Here is a 16182-nt window from a genome sequence, read left to right as displayed (position 1 = left end):
AAATCATTGGTTTAAGGTAAGTACTTTGCGGTGAAGTAAGTAACGTTCCGGCTAAAGTACGTTTATACATATACAATGCCCTGCTACACTATAGCCCTTGTTTTAGTTACCTTGAGTTTATGTATGGGCGCCTCGTCTACGTCTTTTAATACCCGTATTTTATTACCTTTATTAGCAAGTATTGTCGCTATTACACCCCTTGCAATTGATATGTATTTGCCCGCAATGTTGGTTATTGCGAACAATTTACAAACAAGTATGCCAAATGTACAAATATCGCTAAGTATTTATTTAGCAGGTTACTCATTGGGCATGTTATTTTTTGGCCCTATAGCGGATCAAATTGGCCGCCGAAAACTGGCTAAAATTGGTTTAACATTATTTGGTTTAACCTCTACTGCGTTAGCATTCACAACAGAAATTCATACTTTTTGGGCACTAAGGGCAATACAAGCGTTCACTGGTGCTGCTGCTACGGTGGTCGTGCCAGGAATTATAAGGCATATTTATCAGCAAAATACGGCAAAAGGTATGTCGTATGTATCGATGATCATGATGGTTGCACCATTAATAGCACCGTCTGTAGGCTCTTTTATTTTAGGGTTTTCTGTTTGGTCTACCATATTTTTAGTATTAGCAGCTTACAGCTTTATAATACTTGTGTTTGTGCAAATATATTTAATTGATATACCTATTCATACCAGTGAAAAAAAAGGGTTAGCCTTATTTTTTGACAGTTATAAAACTGTTTTGAGTAATACCGAAGCACGCGCCGATATTTTAAGCTCAATGTTTGTATCGTTTGGCTTTTTTTGCTTTTTAACCTCAGTGCCTTTTATCTATTTAGACTTATACAAAGTGTCGGAGCAACTGTTTGGGATATTATTTGCCTTTAATGTGATGGCATTAATGTTTGGTAACTTTTTAAATACACGAATTGTGCCGCGTATTGGTTCACGCAAAATGTTATATATTGGATTGGTATGTGGTTTTATTTCAGGATTGTGCCTTTTAACTTTTAGTATTTTACATTTATCGCTTTATTATATAGTGGCAGCAATTGCACCATTAATGATGAGTTTAGGGGTCACTGCCAGTAATGCAGATTCGTTAATACTCATGAAGTTTGAAAAAAACACCGGCACGGCTACTGCCGTTATTGGTACGCTTAGGTTTGGCAGCGGTGCCTTGGTAGGCCCCATTCTTGCTGTTATGCATGCTCAAAGCTCTGTGCCGTTTTCGAGCCTCATGTTTAGCGCGGTACTGCTGACTATATTAGTGCAAATAATTCATTATAAAAAAGACAAAAAAAATGCCTCAATTTGAGGCATTTTTAAAGTGTTAAACGGCTAAATTAAGCGTCAGCCGCTTTTGAAACCATAACCATTGCCGGGCGTAATAAACGTCCATTTAATGTGTAGCCTTTTTGCATAACAGCAAGCACAGTGTTTGGTGTTACATCGTTGCTTGGCTGAATTGACATAGCTTGATGGAACTCTGGGTTAAATTGCTCGCCTTGTGGGTTAACAATTTCAACACCGAATTTAGCAACAGCATCGTTAAAGCTTTTAACCGTCATATCAATACCTTCAAGCAACGGCTTTAACGTTTCGTTTTCTTTATCAGAAAACTCAATAGCGCGCTCAAGATTATCAATCACAGGAAGTAATTCGTTAGCAAACTTTTCAAGTGCAAATTTGTGTGCTTTTTCTACATCTTGTGCAGCACGACGGCGAATGTTGTCAACGTCGGCAGCGGCACGGATCACACCGTCTTTTTGATCTGCAATAGTTTGCTTAGCAGCTTCTAGCTCTGCGTAAAGCATCGCAATTTCAGCTTCAGGGCTTTGTTCTTCTGCATGTTGTTCAGCGGCATCAACGGCTGCTTCTACATCTGCTTGCATTTGTTCAATTTCTTCGTTTAGTTCTACTTCTTGCTCTGGGTTTTGTGTCTGCTCAGACATAAAATACATGCTCCAATTCTTTTCAATTGCGGTAATTATGGGGATTGAATAAAAAGATTCAAGAGTTCGATGACTCAATTAATTTAAATTCTTGGATTATTTGTTCTATTTGCGCTGATTTTGGGCAGATTATACAAAAGCGGCTTTGGTATTCTTGGTTTTGAAAGTAAGGAACGCTGATGGTTATTAGATCGTTACATTCACTAAACGGAAGTTTTTTACCGCTGATCACCGAAACACCATTTTTAAATGCCAGTGCATCTTCAACAAAATTTAGAAATGACACGCCTATATTTAGGCTTTGCTCACAATTTATTTTTTTATAGAGGTAGTTTTCACCCACAACAATACTATTATCTGAACCTAACTTTTGACTTAGCTGCCGTGTCCATTGAGTAAGTGAATCATGACAGTTTTTAGGCGCTGTGTTTGCCATTGCTTGCATTCTATACAAGCCTTCCATCAATGTTTGTTGACTAAATACTGTATTTAACCACGTTGCAAACTGGTAACGAACCGTATCTGAAGCATCATGTGGTTTATCAATGCAAATATTATGGCTTTGGCCTGCTCGATCTATCAATAAAATAAGCCAATCGGTAGAATCAAAATCAAGTACTTCAACCCTAAATACATGCTGTGAGCTCACTTGCGGTAAACCAACACAACAGCATACCTGATACTTTTGACTCAAGCCATGTGCCAATTCAACTAGCTGTGCCTGTTCTGGCTCCCAGTAACTAGCAATATCTGGTAATGGAAAAAACTCATCAAACCAATAATTAAACCCTTCATCTGTAGGTACTCGTCCAGCGGAAGTGTGGGGGGAATACAATAAACCTACTTTTTCAAGACGGGCCATTGCATTACGAACGGTTGCTGAACACACAGCCATGCTTTTTAGCTTGGCAATTTTTGTTGATGGAACGGGCAATCCCTCACCGTTACAGTACATGTTCATTACAGCTGAAAATATTTGCTGATCGCGTGGATTTAATTTCATGATATCTACATCTTGTTGCATGAAAGGTATATCGGGGCATTTGCTGCTATTTCAAGTCATTTCCCCCTTGTTGAACAATATAAAACAAATTTATTTTAAACTAAATTGAATCATACTCATTTAGGTAAGATCTGTATTTTCAAACACTTTGCTTTTGAGTTACTCTACCAATATCAAAACTTTTAGTGTGCAGATTATGAACTCACCTTTCAATACTATTGGCCTTATTGGCAAACCAAACCACCCAAAAGCGGCCGCCACTTTGCAGCGTTTGCATACATTTCTACTGGCACTTGGTTTTGAAGTGATTGTTGAAAAACGCACTGGTGGACAGTTAGTCGATGTACCCAAAGAAAACCTTGTTAAACTGGTTGACTTAGGAGAGCAAGCCGACCTTGCAATTGTGGTTGGCGGTGACGGAAATATGTTAGGAGCTGCGCGCGTGCTTGCTCGTTTTAACATTGCTGTAATTGGCGTTAACCGAGGTAATCTTGGTTTTTTAACCGACTTAAACCCTGAAGGTTTTGAAGCTAGCCTAGAGCATGTTTTAAGTGGTGAGTATATTGAAGAAAATCGCTTTTTATTGGAAGTAGAAGTTTATCGTCACAATGAACTAAAAAGTGCCAATTTAGCGGTAAACGAAGCCGTATTGCATGCAGATAAAGTGGCTCATATGATTGAGTTTGAGGCATTTATAAATAGCGACTTTGTATTCTCTCAGCGCTCCGATGGGCTAATTGTATCTACGCCAACAGGGTCAACTGCTTACTCACTTTCTGGTGGCGGTCCAATATTAACGCCTGAACTAAATGCAATATCTTTGGTGCCTATGTTTCCGCACACGTTATCAAGCAGGCCATTAGTGGTAGATGCCGATAACGAAGTGAGGCTAAAACTTAGTTTAGACAATACTGACAGCTTGCAAGTCAGCTGCGACAGCCACGTTGTGCTTGCCGTTTTACCCGGTGATGAAGTAGTCATTAAAAAAGCAGATAAAAAATTGCGGTTAATTCATCCAAAAAACTACTCTTACTACAACGTTTTACGTACAAAATTAAATTGGGGCAGTCGTTTATACTAATTTTATTGCTAAAGCGTTGTCTTTAGCGCAAAATGCAGTTTATAACAATAATACATCAATTTTTAGGAACAAATAGCAATGACATATGTCGTATTTTTTGCCTTGCTACTGTTAATTACACTTCTAGCAACCTACTTAAAAATAGAAAGCAATCGTCGCAAAGCAATTGAAGCTCAAAAAAAACAATTTAACGAACGAGTATCACAAGTTGGCAGCCGTCTAAAGTCAAAATTAAATGAACTAGTAGAGGCGAAAATTCTTCGCCCTAAATACGCACCTCGAATTCAAGCAATCGTTTCTAACTTTTTTGTAGTTCAAAAGCATACTGACGAGAATTTGCAAACCCTTGAAGATGTATCTGATCTATTAATCAATACTTTATCTAACGAACTGACTAAAGCGAACCAAATAGGCAGTGGCCAAAGCTTGGAAGAAAATATCCAGTATTTTGTGTCTGAGCTTCCACAACAAGGTATCTCGTATAACAAAACGTTTTACTCAGAGGCGTTACCAAACCTTATCGAATTAATTAAAACCAACGACTTGCTACAACCCCTTGATAATCAAGAAAATGAATACATCCCAGAAAATCAAGACCCGAACAACCAACTCAATCAACATGTTAATATTGCCTAAATAATAAAAAATTAATTTGCAAAAAAGCTAAACACTGTATAAATTACCAGTTAATTAACTGGATGGATAAACAGTATGTTAGTTGGTTTAGAAATTAAAAACTTTGCAATTGTAAGTAACTTAAGCACTGAATGGCATAACGGCATGACGGCGATCACGGGTGAAACCGGCGCGGGTAAATCGATTGCCATTGATGCACTTTCATTGTGTTTAGGCGAGCGCGCTGAAGCCTCTGCTGTAAGACCTTCTGCAGACAAAGCTGAAGTATGTGCCCAATTTGATATAAGTGCACTCCCGCTCGCTCAGGCTTTTTTAGAGCAACATTTTCTGACCAGTACTGATAATGATTGCTTACTTAGACGCGTTGTTTGCAAAAATGGTCGCAGTAAAAGCTATATTAATGGCAGCTCAGTAACTGCATCTCAGCTCAAAGAACTTGGCCAGTATTTAATTTCTATACATGGACAACACGCTCATCAACACCTTTTAAAAGCTGAACATCAATTACAACTACTTGATGCATATGCTGGCCATCAAGACTTGGTTGTAAAAGTAACTGAAAGTTATAAACAATTCGCCAACCTTCAAAAAGAATTTAAACAGCTTGAGCAACAGCAATTACAACAAGCCGCTCAAAAACAGCTACTAGAATACCAAGTGGCAGAACTTGACGAGTTTGCGTTACAAGACGGTGAGTTTGAACAAATTGAAGTCGAACATTACAAGCTAAGTAATAGCCAAACCATTTTAGAGTCATGTCAAAAAGAGCTGCAATACCTATATGAAGGTGAAGAACAAAGCGCGTGTTCTGTTTTACAGCACAGCGCACAACAATTTGCAGATTTAGCACAATATGATGAAAGCTTAGCAAGTGTGGCTGCAATGTTAGAAGAAGCTGCTGTTCAAGTAGAAGAAGCTAGCCGAGAAATTCGCAATTATACGGAACAAGTTGATTTAGACCCAGCCCGTTTAACAGAGATAGAAAATAGGTTAAGTGGCGCAATGGACTTAGCTCGTAAGCACCATATAAAACCGCAAGGATTAGTTGAATTTCATCAGTCAATTTCAAAAGAACTCGAGTCAATTAGTAATAATAGTTCGCGTTTGGAGCAACTTGACTCTGAAATAAACGATGCATTGCTTGACTACAAGCAAGCAAGTGAAGCGCTAAGTATTAGCCGCAGAAGTTATGCTAATACCTTAAACACCTTAATAAGCGAAAGTATGGCAAATTTATCCATGGAAAATGGTGTATTTGAAATATCGCTTACTGAAGATCCTGAGCGCGCCCCCAATCTTTTAGGGCATGATAGCGTTTCGTTTTTAGTATCGACCAACCCAGGGCAGCCCCTTCAGCCTTTGGCTAAGGTGGCGTCTGGTGGTGAGCTTTCGCGTATTAGCTTAGCCATTCAGGTTATTATTGCCCAAAAAGTAACAACACCAACATTGATATTTGATGAAGTAGACGTAGGTATTTCTGGACCTACAGCCTCTGCTGTTGGAAAGTTATTAAGGCAACTTGGTAAATCGACTCAGGTGATCTGTGTTACCCATTTGCCGCAGGTTGCAAGTAGTGCGCATCAGCAATTTTTTGTAGCAAAAGAAATTGCTAAAGGTGAAACCTTTACCAATATGCTGGCACTAACAAAAGATGGTAGAGTAGACGAAATAGCAAGGTTGCTTGGCGGCGACAATGTTAGTAAAACAGCAAAAGCAAACGCAAAAGAGTTAATAAAAAGCGCATGTGTAATTTAGGTTTAATTAATAACCAACTAGGGTTTCAATTTTCAGCAAGGCCTTTATATGATTACTAATACTGCTTTAATTCTTATTATTGTAAGCTGGCTACTGGTTTTAATTAGTATATTGTTAACTTTATTTAGCCGATACAAACACACACAATTCAAGAAACACTTAATGAGCTTTTTAAATGTAACGTTATTCGTTCAGCTGATTCTTAGTGTTTACAATTTAATGAGTTACCAGGATGGTAATTCGAATAATTTAATTTTTAGTTATACATGTGTTTTGCTCACCCAAATACTGTGTAATGTATTTTGTTGCATGAGTTTAAAAAGACGTATTGCTAAAGTTAAGTCAACACTTGATTCGTTCTCAATGGAATAATAAAACTACTCTGAGCAAGTCTTATTTTTACCTTGCTCTTTAGCTTTATAAAGCAATTCATCTGCGCGCTTGATATCAATGTCTATAGAATCGCTTTCATGGGATTGAACAACCCCCATACTAATCGTTAAGCTTAAGCTCGCAAAAGATGTATTAACAGGAAATTGTTTTAGCGCGGCATGTATTTTATTTGAGATTTCTACGCCCTTTGCGTTAAATACATTAGGAATTGCAATCAAAAACTCCTCCCCGCCCCAGCGTGATGCAACGGCATTATTAGGAATATGTTGCTTTAAAATATTAGCTAAGTGTATGAGCGCTTCATCACCAAAACTATGCCCGTACTCGTCGTTAACTTTTTTAAAATTGTCTACATCGCACAAAATAAGTACAAACGGTGTTTGCTCCTTCGTGAGCGCTAATTTAAATTCACTAAGCTTATTCATTGTAAAGCGTCTGTTTGGTAACCCCGTTAAAGGGTCAATAGTCGCCAACAGTTCATTTTTTTTACTCAGTGCTAATATTTTTTGATTGTATTTTTCCCTTGAGTTTTCATAAAAGCCACTCAACATTGCGACAATAATAAATGAAAATATAACTCGATAGGGAAATTGATCAGGTTGGTAGTTATAAATACTAAAGGTATGCGCGCAATAAAAAGCTAATATAACCGCTAATAAAAACAAAACAATATCAACGATACCGCGCTTTAAGCCTCTAATTGAAAATGTGACTGGCGAAACTATGAATATCCAAATCGGACCAGTTCCCTGCGCGCCTCCAGTTAAAACAAGGTAAATCATCAATGCATAAAGGTTATAAAGGATAGCACTAGCTGACTTTTCAAGGTTTTTATAAACACTAAGCGCCCATGCGTAAACTAGCGAAGAACATATTAAGGTAAAAAATAAAAAATAATCGCTGTTGGTCAATGCAATGCAGCCCATCACCAAGGTTGCTATAAAGCCTATTGATGAGAAAAATCTAACTATTAGTTTTCTTTCTGGATTATTTGAATGTTCATGCATAATAAGCGCTATTTTTCTTATATTATTGAGTTAATTTTCAGCAAAGTTATCACCAATTTTTCTGAGTAACACTCAATACTCCCCTTTTTCAGCAGTTAAATCAAGATTAAAGTATTACTGATGTAAAATTAATACTAGTACCTTTTTTAACAAATTATAAGTTTATGAATCTTAAAACTATTCATGAGTGTAGCTTGGTAATACGACCAAATTATCATCTAAAATAAAATGGTTAAAAATAAATGGTACCTAATTCGTTTCAAGCACAAAAAAGCAAGCCACTTGGCTTGCTTTTAAATTGTCGATTTCTGAAAATATTAAATTAAACTTTTAAATAATCCATAATACCTTCAGCTGCGTTACGGCCTTCAAAAATAGCGGTTACTACTAAATCCGAACCACGCACTATATCGCCACCAGCAAATATTTTAGGGTTAGTTGTTTGATGTGTAAATTCACCTTGCTCTGGTGCGTTAATACCGCCCCAGTGGTTTATTTCTACGTCATACTTTTCTAACCAGTCCATTTTGTGTGGCTTGAAACCAAACGCCATAATTACTTGTGTTGCTTCAATAACATGCTCTGAACCGGCGACCTCTTCTGCGCGGCTACGACCATTCGCATCTGGCTCACCCAGCTTAGTTCTAACCATTTTTACGCCTGCAACATGGCCGTTAGCGTCTAGCACAATGCCTTTAGGTTGAACGTTATATGTAAATATAACCCCTTCTTCTTTGGCATTTTTTACTTCACGCTTAGAGCCTGGCATATTTTCTTCATCACGGCGGTACGCACACGTTACTTTTGCAGCACCCTGTCGTATAGACGTTCTTACACAGTCCATCGCAGTATCACCACCTCCTAATACAACGACCTTCTGATTCGCCATGTCAATATAAGCTTGATTCGCTTCATCATAACCCATAACTCGGTTAGTGTTACCGATTAAAAACGGCAGCGCATCGTGAACACCCGGCGCATCTTCATTTTCAAGCCCTGCACGCATGCTCTGATACGTACCCACGCCTAAAAATACAGCATCATAGTCGGCTAAAATATCATCCATAGTGATATCTACACCTACTTCAACATTCAGCTTAAATTCTACGCCCATTTCAGTGAAAATCTCACGGCGCTTTTGCATCACTTCTTTCTCTAGTTTGAAAGAAGGAATACCAAATGTGAGTAATCCACCAATTTCTGGGTGACGGTCAAACACAACAGGCTTAACACCATTTCGAACTAAAATGTCCGCACAACCTAAGCCCGCGGGCCCTGCACCAATGATAGCTACTTTTTTGTCAGTCCATGTTACGTAAGACATGTCTGGCTTCCAGCCCATTTTAAACGCGGTATCGGTAATATATTTTTCAATGTTACCTATCGTTACTGCGCCAAACTCTTCATCGAGCGTACATGAGCCTTCACACAACCGGTCTTGAGGACAAACACGGCCACATACTTCAGGCAAACTGTTTGTTCGATGAGAAAGCTCCGCAGCTTCTAATATACGCCCTGTGCGAATTAGTTTAAGCCACTGTGGAATGTAATTATGTACCGGACATTTCCATTCACAGTATGGGTTACCACAATCCAAGCAACGATCAGCTTGAGAGTTAACCTGATTTTCTGAAAAGGGTTCGTAAATTTCTACAAATGATTTTTTACGTGACGAAATTGGCTTTTTGCGTGGATCTACACGCTGCACGTCTATAAATTGATATACATTTTCGCTCATACTGCCCCCTTATTGCGCCTGAACACGTAGTTCGGCACTACTACGGGCGCGGTGCCCGAGTAAACTTTTTACGTCACTTGATTTAGGTTTTACTAATTTAAACATAGGTAAGTAGAGCTCAAAATTAGCTAAAATACTTTCTGCTCTGCATGAGCCTGTTAGCTCTAAATGCTCAGCAATTAATCCACGTAGGTGCTCTTGGTGTGACGTTAACGCTTCTAATGTCACAACTTCGACAAGCTCTGGGTTTATGCGTTTCTCAAAGTCGTTTCGCTCATCTAAAACATAGGCAAAACCACCGGTCATACCCGCCCCAAAGTTAACACCTACATTACCAAGCACACACACAACACCACCGGTCATGTATTCACAGCCATTATCGCCAACGCCTTCAACAACTGCTTGCACGCCTGAATTTCGAACTGCGAAGCGCTCACCTGCGCACCCTGCAGCAAACAATTTACCGCCCGTTGCACCGTATAAACAGGTATTACCAATAATCGTTGCTTTATGACTTTCAAATGATGAACCCACTGGCGGACGAATAACTAGCTTACCACCAGCCATGCCTTTACCAACGTAGTCATTAGCGTCACCAACGAGGGTCATTTCAAGCCCACCTGCGTTCCAAACACCAAACGATTGACCAGCCGTGCCATGGAGCTCGATTGCTACCGGGTCAGCCGCCATACCCTGATTTCCGTGTTTATCAGCAATGTAGCCTGATAGCATTGCACCAACTGAACGGTCTGTATTACAAATTCGGCTAACAAGTGAAATACCACTTGAAGTATCAATCGCTTCTTGCGCTTTTCCTAATAGGCTTTCGTTAAGCTCGCCTAAATAATGTGAGCTATTTGGCGCGCTACAAAATAACGTTTCGCCTGTTGGATTGTTTGGCTGCGCAATAACAGAAGATAAATCTATCTTTTTCTGTTTGGCTGTTTTGCCCTCAATTGCTTCAAGTAAATCAAGACGACCAATTAGGTCTGTTAAGTTTGCAACACCTAAGCTTGCCATGATTTCACGCGCTTCTTGTGCAATAAACTTAAAGTAGTTCATCGCCATTTCAGGTAAGCCATGGTAATGCTTTTGACGAAGTGTTTCGTCTTGGGTTGCAACACCGGTTGCACAGTTATTTAAATGACAAATACGTAAGTATTTACACCCTAATGCCACCATAGGGCCCGTACCAAAACCAAAGCTTTCAGCACCTAAAATAGCGGCTTTAATAATATCTAAACCTGTTTTTAAACCACCATCTGTTTGCAAACGAATGCGGTGGCGAAGACCATTTTCTACAAGGGCTTGTTGTGTTTCAGCTAAGCCTAATTCCCATGGGCTGCCTGCATACTTTACAGATGTAAGCGGACTTGCGCCTGTGCCGCCGTCGTAGCCAGATATAGTAATTAAATCAGCATATGCTTTAGCTACACCCGTTGCTATCGTGCCAACACCCGGTTCCGACACTAGTTTTACTGATACAAGTGCTTTTGGATTTACTTGCTTTAAATCGAAAATTAGCTGAGCAAGATCCTCAATAGAATAAATATCATGATGTGGTGGCGGTGAAATTAACGTCACGCCAGGTACCGAATAGCGAAGCTTAGCAATGTAAGGTGTTACTTTTTCACCCGGAAGTTGCCCGCCTTCACCTGGTTTTGCACCCTGCGCTACTTTAATTTGAATTACATCTGCGCTACGTAAATAATGCGGTGTAACACCAAATCGACCTGAGGCAACTTGCTTAATACGTGAGTTTTTCTCTGTGCCGTAACGAAGTTTATCTTCACCACCTTCACCTGAATTTGAACAACCACCTAGGCGATTCATTGCAATTGCGAGTGCTTCATGTGCCTCTGGCGATAAAGCACCAATACTCATCGCAGCTGAGTCAAAGCGTTTGTAAAGCGCTTCTGCAGGCTCTACATCATCAATACTAATTCCATTTTCTGGTAATTTAAGAGCCAGCATATCGCGTAATGTTGAAATAGGGCGATTGTTAACAAGCTTTGCATACTCGTTGTAATCTCTGTATTCACCAGAGCGAACTGCTACCTGCAGTGTTTGGATCACATCTGGGTTGTATGCATGGTATTCACCACCATGTACGTATTTAAATAAACCACCATGGCTAAGTAACTTACGCTTACTTAAAGCAAGCTTGTGTAAGCTTTGTTGATCGTCATCAAAGTCTGTAAAACATGCGCCTTTAATGCGGCTAGCCACACCTTTAAAACACATATCAACAACAGCATCTGATAAACCCACCGCCTCAAATAACATTGAGCAGCGGTAAGAAGCGACTGTACTAATGCCCATTTTAGACATTATTTTGTATAAGCCTTTGTTTACTGCTTTACGATAAGCAAGGGTTACCTCGCAGTAAGATTTATCGATGATTTTACTGTCACTCATCGCAACTAACGACTCATACGCTAGGTATGGGTAAATAGCTGTTGCGCCAAAACCAAGTAACACTGCAAATTGATGAGGGTCTCTTACGCTACCCGTTTCAATAATGATGTTTGATTCACAGCGTAAATTGTTATCAACCAAACACTTTTGCACTGCACCTACAGCCATAGCCGCAGGGATAGGTAGGTTTACATCGTCAAAATTACGATCAGTTAAAATAAGCATGATAGAGCCAGCAGCTGCTTTCTCTTTTGCTTTATCGCAAATGCGTTTAACTGCGTTTTCTAAGCCTTCTTCAACAGTGTAAGTAATATCAATTTTACAATAGCTGTAATGCGCTTCATCTGCATTTAGTAGCTGCTGCATGTCTGCATACATTAAAATAGGTGTATCGAACTGTAAGCGCTTAGCGTGCCCTGTTGTTTCATTAAACACATTTTGTTCGCTACCAATACACGTAGCCAAAGACATAACATGGTTTTCGCGAAGAGGATCAATTGGCGGGTTAGTGACTTGTGCAAACTTTTGACGGAAATAATCGTATAGTGAACGATGCCCTTCGCTTAACACAGCAAACGGAGTGTCATCACCCATTGAGCCAGTCGCTTCTTGCCCGTTTTCACCCATTACACGAATAACGCTATCCAACTCTTCATTGGTATAACCAAACATTTTTTGATATTTAGCTAACGTTTCATCGTCAAATGAACGATTGCCTGCATCTTGCTCTTTTAATTCTTCAAAGGGAGTCAAGCGCTTAACATTTTCTTCAAGCCACGACTTATAAGGATGGCGAGATTTTAAATCTTGGTCGATTTCGTCTGAGTGCCAAATTTTCCCCAATTTGGTATCAATTACTAAAAGCTCACCCGGACCCACTCGGCCTTTTTCAACTACTTCATCGGCGGTGTAATCCCAAATGCCCACTTCAGAAGCAAGAGTAATAAAACCATCTTGTGTAATTACATAACGCGCAGGACGAAGACCATTTCGGTCTAAGTTACAGGCTGCAAAGCGGCCATCTGACATAACAATCCCCGCAGGACCGTCCCATGGCTCCATGTGCATAGAGTTAAAGTCATAAAATGCACGTAAATCGTCATCCATAGCACGGTTTTTTTGCCATGCAGGCGGCACAAGCATGCGCATTGCACGGAATAAATCCATGCCACCGGCTAAAAATAGCTCTAGCATGTTATCGAGGCTTGACGAATCTGAGCCTGTTTCATTAACAAACGGCGCTGCGCTTTGTAAATCTGGAATAAGTGGAGACGAAAATTTATACGAGCGAGCACGAGCCCACTGACGGTTACCCTCAATGGTGTTAATTTCACCATTATGCGCTAAATAACGGAAAGGCTGAGCAAGTGGCCAACGAGGCTGTGTGTTTGTTGAAAAGCGCTGATGGAAAACACAAATTGCGCTGGTCATACGAATGTCAGCTAAGTCTAAATAAAAATTAGGCAAATCTGCAGGCATCATAAGGCCTTTATAGATAGTCACTAATCCAGATAAACTTGCAATGTAAAATGATTCATCGTCTGCTAAACGTTTTTCAGCACGACGGCGCGCTACGTATAAGCGACGTTCTAAATCTTTTGAACGCCAACCTTCAGGTGCGCTTACAAAAATTTGCTCAAAGCCCGGTAATTGCTGCACAGCAATTGGACCTAGCATTGATGGGTCGGTAGGCACTTCGCGCCAGCCTAAAATATTTAGCGTTTCTTTTTCTAATTCTTCGCTAAGAATTTCCTTTGCAGCTTGTGCTAAAACAGGATCTGAATTTAAAAAGATCATGCCTACTGCATAGTTTTTACCAAGGTGCCAGTTATGCTCACTTGCAATAGCACGGAAAAAACTATCTGGTTTTTGCAAAAGCAAACCACAGCCATCGCCTGTTTTACCATCAGCAGAAATACCGCCACGGTGTTGCATACGATCCAACCCAGTAATAGCAGTACGAATAAGCCGGTGACTAGCCTGACCATTAACTTGGGCAATTAAGCCAAAGCCACAATTTTCTTTCTCTAATTTCGAGTCGTATAACATAGACCCCTCCCCTTGCTTCACTGTTAGCGTTAATGAACTGCTCGACGATTTGCTAACAGCCGGTCAAAACTAGCCTCTATATCAAATAGAGTCAACAGTAATTTGAATACATATTCACATTCTTGAATATTTCTCACTTCATAGCAAGATTTCTTTTTTATCATTTTTATTAACATTTAGCGGTGTTTTCATCGTTATTTTTTCATGACACTGGTGTCAAGTTTAACATTTTGTAAAAATAGCTCTAAATCAAAACACAGTTTACGTAAACGTAAACCTAAATATTAGTGAATAAATATTCAATTATAGGAATTTATAAAATGTGGGGATTATGCAAATAATATTACCCCTTTTCATTAACGAATTATAAAAGGGATAAATACAGGTAGAATTATGTTCCTTATTCTTCATTCAGCTTAAAAACTGTAATTTAACCACTCATTACTTTGATTAATTATTCGTAAATAGAAAAATAAAACCAGTCAAAGCTTAAATGTCACCCCGCTATTTAATCGCCTGAGTAGCTTAGCTTTAAAATACACTTACACTTTGAGTTCACTGTAGTTGCGACGTTATTGGTTTTCTTGTACCCGCAACGCAGTATTTACTCTTTATATATTGCTTTTTATGTGTCCGAAGCGGACACATAAAGTGTCCGCGGACATATTACTTTAATAAATAAATTATTAAGTATATTAATATCAATAGGTTAAATTTTGGCATGCTAATCGTATAGTGTAATTTAGTAATTATTATTTGGAAGAATTATGTTCACTTTAAGCTTATTTTTACTCTCGCCACTAGCCGCCATTTTTGCAGCACTACTTTATGTCATGTTTGAAAAAAATATAAATTCATTTAGTTAGGGTTGAATAATGATTAAAGATACCAGTGCTCAAGACATACAAGTTAAAACACTCGCAAACCATAAAAAACGTTTTCTTTTAATTATCGCTGTGTTGTTACTTATTATTGCTGCTACTTATGGAGTTATGTCAGGCTCGGATGCAACTAAATCATTTAGCCAAGAAAAGGTGCAAATAGCAAAAGTAGAAATTAAAACGCTTGTTCGCGATGTAGCCGCAAGTGGAAAAATTGTTGCCGCCAATGCGCCACATATCTACAGCCCAGAGAGAGGCTTTGTAAGCTTGCACGTTAAAGCTGGCGATACAGTTACCAAAGGCGACGAGCTTGCTGTTCTTCATAGCCCTGAACTTACCAATGAATTAAAACAACAACAATCCGTATTACAACGCTTAGAGGGTGAACTTAAAAGGCAACACCTACAATCAAGAAGAGACACTTTAACCCTTACAAAAACACTCGATATGGCAAGTGTAGAATTAAACGCAGCACAAAGAGAAGATCGTCGCGCAAAACTATCAATTAAAAAGCATTTAATAAGCCAAATAGACCTTGAAAAAGCAATAGACGACTTATCACGTGCTCAGCTTACCTATAAACACGCACAGCAAGAGGTGGCACTTGCTAAAGATACACTCGCATTTGAATTGCAAGCTGCTAAAAGTGATGTAGAGCGTCAGCAGCTGATCGTTGATGAATTACATAGAAAAGTAAATGAGCTGTCAATTCGGGCCACAGTGACAGGCATTGTTGGTAATCTGCTTGTGCAACAAAAAGCAGCCGTCACGCAAAGTCAGCCTCTGATGACACTCGTTGATTTAAGTCATTTTGAAGCACAGTTGCAGGTGCCAGAAAGTTACGCAAACGAACTCGGGTTAGGTATGGACGTAGAGCTTAAATTAGGGAACGAAACAATAATGGGGGTGCTATCGGCTATATCACCCGAAGTTAATAATCGCGAAGTAACCACACGTGTTCGCTTTACAAGCAACAGCAATAACATTCGCCAAAATCAACGTTTAACCGCGCGTATTTTACTCGACAATCGCCAAAATGTGCTGCAGGTAAAGCGAGGCGCTTTTATGCAACAAGGCGGCATTGTTGCATATAAAATAGACGGTAATTTTGCAAGACGTATACCTATATCCGTAGGTGCCACCAGCATTAACGCGGTAGAAATTTTAAGCGGCTTAAATGAAAACGACGAAATAATAATTTCTAGCTACAACCAATTTAACCAAGCAGACACGCTTTTATTAAATTAGAAGCGCTCTC

Annotated in this window: 10 protein-coding genes; 5 read left to right on the top strand and 5 right to left on the bottom strand. The window is 39.3% G+C overall.

What is annotated here, in order from left to right; all coding sequences use genetic code 11:
• Positions 1–123: 123 nt before the first annotated feature.
• Positions 124–1326, top strand: a complete 1203-nt coding sequence (locus MTP24_RS06575; RefSeq protein WP_243533316.1) for a Bcr/CflA family efflux MFS transporter — start codon at positions 124–126, stop codon at positions 1324–1326.
• A 28-nt stretch (positions 1327–1354) separates the two neighbouring features.
• Here the strand turns inward: MTP24_RS06575 and grpE are convergent, their stop codons facing one another.
• A complete protein-coding gene (grpE, locus tag MTP24_RS06570) occupies positions 1355–1963 on the bottom strand; it encodes a nucleotide exchange factor GrpE (RefSeq protein WP_008132071.1) in 609 nt (202 codons plus the stop codon).
• A gap of 58 nt (positions 1964–2021) precedes the next feature.
• Positions 2022–2987 (bottom strand): HrcA family transcriptional regulator, encoded by a 966-nt coding sequence (locus MTP24_RS06565; RefSeq protein WP_243533313.1) that lies wholly within the window; start codon positions 2985–2987, stop codon positions 2022–2024.
• Between the two features lie 175 nt (positions 2988–3162).
• Between MTP24_RS06565 and nadK the strand changes: the two genes are divergently transcribed.
• The 3 genes from nadK to recN all read left to right on the top strand — a co-directional run bounded on the left by nadK (position 3163) and on the right by recN (position 6438).
• Positions 3163–4047: an NAD(+) kinase gene (gene nadK, locus MTP24_RS06560; RefSeq protein WP_010557611.1), complete on the top strand. Its 885-nt coding sequence runs from the start codon at positions 3163–3165 to the stop codon at positions 4045–4047.
• Positions 4048–4125: 78 nt separating this feature from the next.
• Positions 4126–4683, top strand: coding sequence for a hypothetical protein (locus MTP24_RS06555; protein WP_243533311.1), 558 nt, complete (start codon positions 4126–4128; stop codon positions 4681–4683).
• Between the two features lie 75 nt (positions 4684–4758).
• Positions 4759–6438, top strand: a complete 1680-nt coding sequence (gene recN / locus MTP24_RS06550) for a DNA repair protein RecN (RefSeq protein WP_010557609.1) — start codon at positions 4759–4761, stop codon at positions 6436–6438.
• A gap of 377 nt (positions 6439–6815) precedes the next feature.
• On the opposite strand, the gene MTP24_RS06545 is transcribed toward recN, so the two are convergent.
• The 3 genes from MTP24_RS06545 to gltB form a co-directional block, all read right to left on the bottom strand.
• Positions 6816–7838 carry a GGDEF domain-containing protein gene (locus MTP24_RS06545; protein WP_238530319.1) on the bottom strand — a complete coding sequence of 341 codons (1023 nt, stop codon included), beginning with the start codon at positions 7836–7838 and terminating at the stop codon, positions 6816–6818.
• 322 nt (positions 7839–8160) lie between these two features.
• Positions 8161–9576, bottom strand: a complete 1416-nt coding sequence (locus tag MTP24_RS06540; protein WP_008132064.1) for an FAD-dependent oxidoreductase — start codon at positions 9574–9576, stop codon at positions 8161–8163.
• A 9-nt stretch (positions 9577–9585) separates the two neighbouring features.
• Positions 9586–14043, bottom strand: coding sequence for a glutamate synthase large subunit (gltB, locus tag MTP24_RS06535; protein WP_008132062.1), 4458 nt, complete (start codon positions 14041–14043; stop codon positions 9586–9588).
• Positions 14044–14918: 875 nt separating this feature from the next.
• On the opposite strand from gltB, the gene MTP24_RS06530 reads away from it, so the two are divergent.
• Positions 14919–16172 (top strand): HlyD family efflux transporter periplasmic adaptor subunit, encoded by a 1254-nt coding sequence (locus MTP24_RS06530; protein ID WP_008132061.1) that lies wholly within the window; start codon positions 14919–14921, stop codon positions 16170–16172.
• The last annotated feature ends 10 nt before the right edge of the window (positions 16173–16182 follow it).

Origin of the sequence: Pseudoalteromonas sp. APM04, assembly GCF_022809815.1 — a bacterium.
GTDB classification, from domain to species: Bacteria; Pseudomonadota; Gammaproteobacteria; order Enterobacterales; family Alteromonadaceae; genus Pseudoalteromonas; species Pseudoalteromonas marina.
The sequence above is the reverse complement of the archived record's forward strand: the minus strand, read 5'-3'. Positions and strand labels throughout refer to the sequence as shown.

Excerpts from the sequence above, each read along its gene's own strand:
- MTP24_RS06575 (WP_243533316.1), top strand. The coding sequence starts at position 124 with ATGGGCGCCTCGTCTACGTCTTTTAATACCCGTATTTTATTACCTTTA.
- grpE (WP_008132071.1), bottom strand. The coding sequence starts at position 1,963 with ATGTCTGAGCAGACACAAAACCCAGAGCAAGAAGTAGAACTAAACGAA.
- MTP24_RS06565 (WP_243533313.1), bottom strand. The coding sequence starts at position 2,987 with ATGCAACAAGATGTAGATATCATGAAATTAAATCCACGCGATCAGCAA.
- nadK (WP_010557611.1), top strand. The coding sequence starts at position 3,163 with ATGAACTCACCTTTCAATACTATTGGCCTTATTGGCAAACCAAACCAC.
- MTP24_RS06555 (WP_243533311.1), top strand. The coding sequence starts at position 4,126 with ATGACATATGTCGTATTTTTTGCCTTGCTACTGTTAATTACACTTCTA.
- recN (WP_010557609.1), top strand. The coding sequence starts at position 4,759 with ATGTTAGTTGGTTTAGAAATTAAAAACTTTGCAATTGTAAGTAACTTA.
- MTP24_RS06545 (WP_238530319.1), bottom strand. The coding sequence starts at position 7,838 with ATGCATGAACATTCAAATAATCCAGAAAGAAAACTAATAGTTAGATTT.
- MTP24_RS06540 (WP_008132064.1), bottom strand. The coding sequence starts at position 9,576 with ATGAGCGAAAATGTATATCAATTTATAGACGTGCAGCGTGTAGATCCA.
- gltB (WP_008132062.1), bottom strand. The coding sequence starts at position 14,043 with ATGTTATACGACTCGAAATTAGAGAAAGAAAATTGTGGCTTTGGCTTA.
- MTP24_RS06530 (WP_008132061.1), top strand. The coding sequence starts at position 14,919 with ATGATTAAAGATACCAGTGCTCAAGACATACAAGTTAAAACACTCGCA.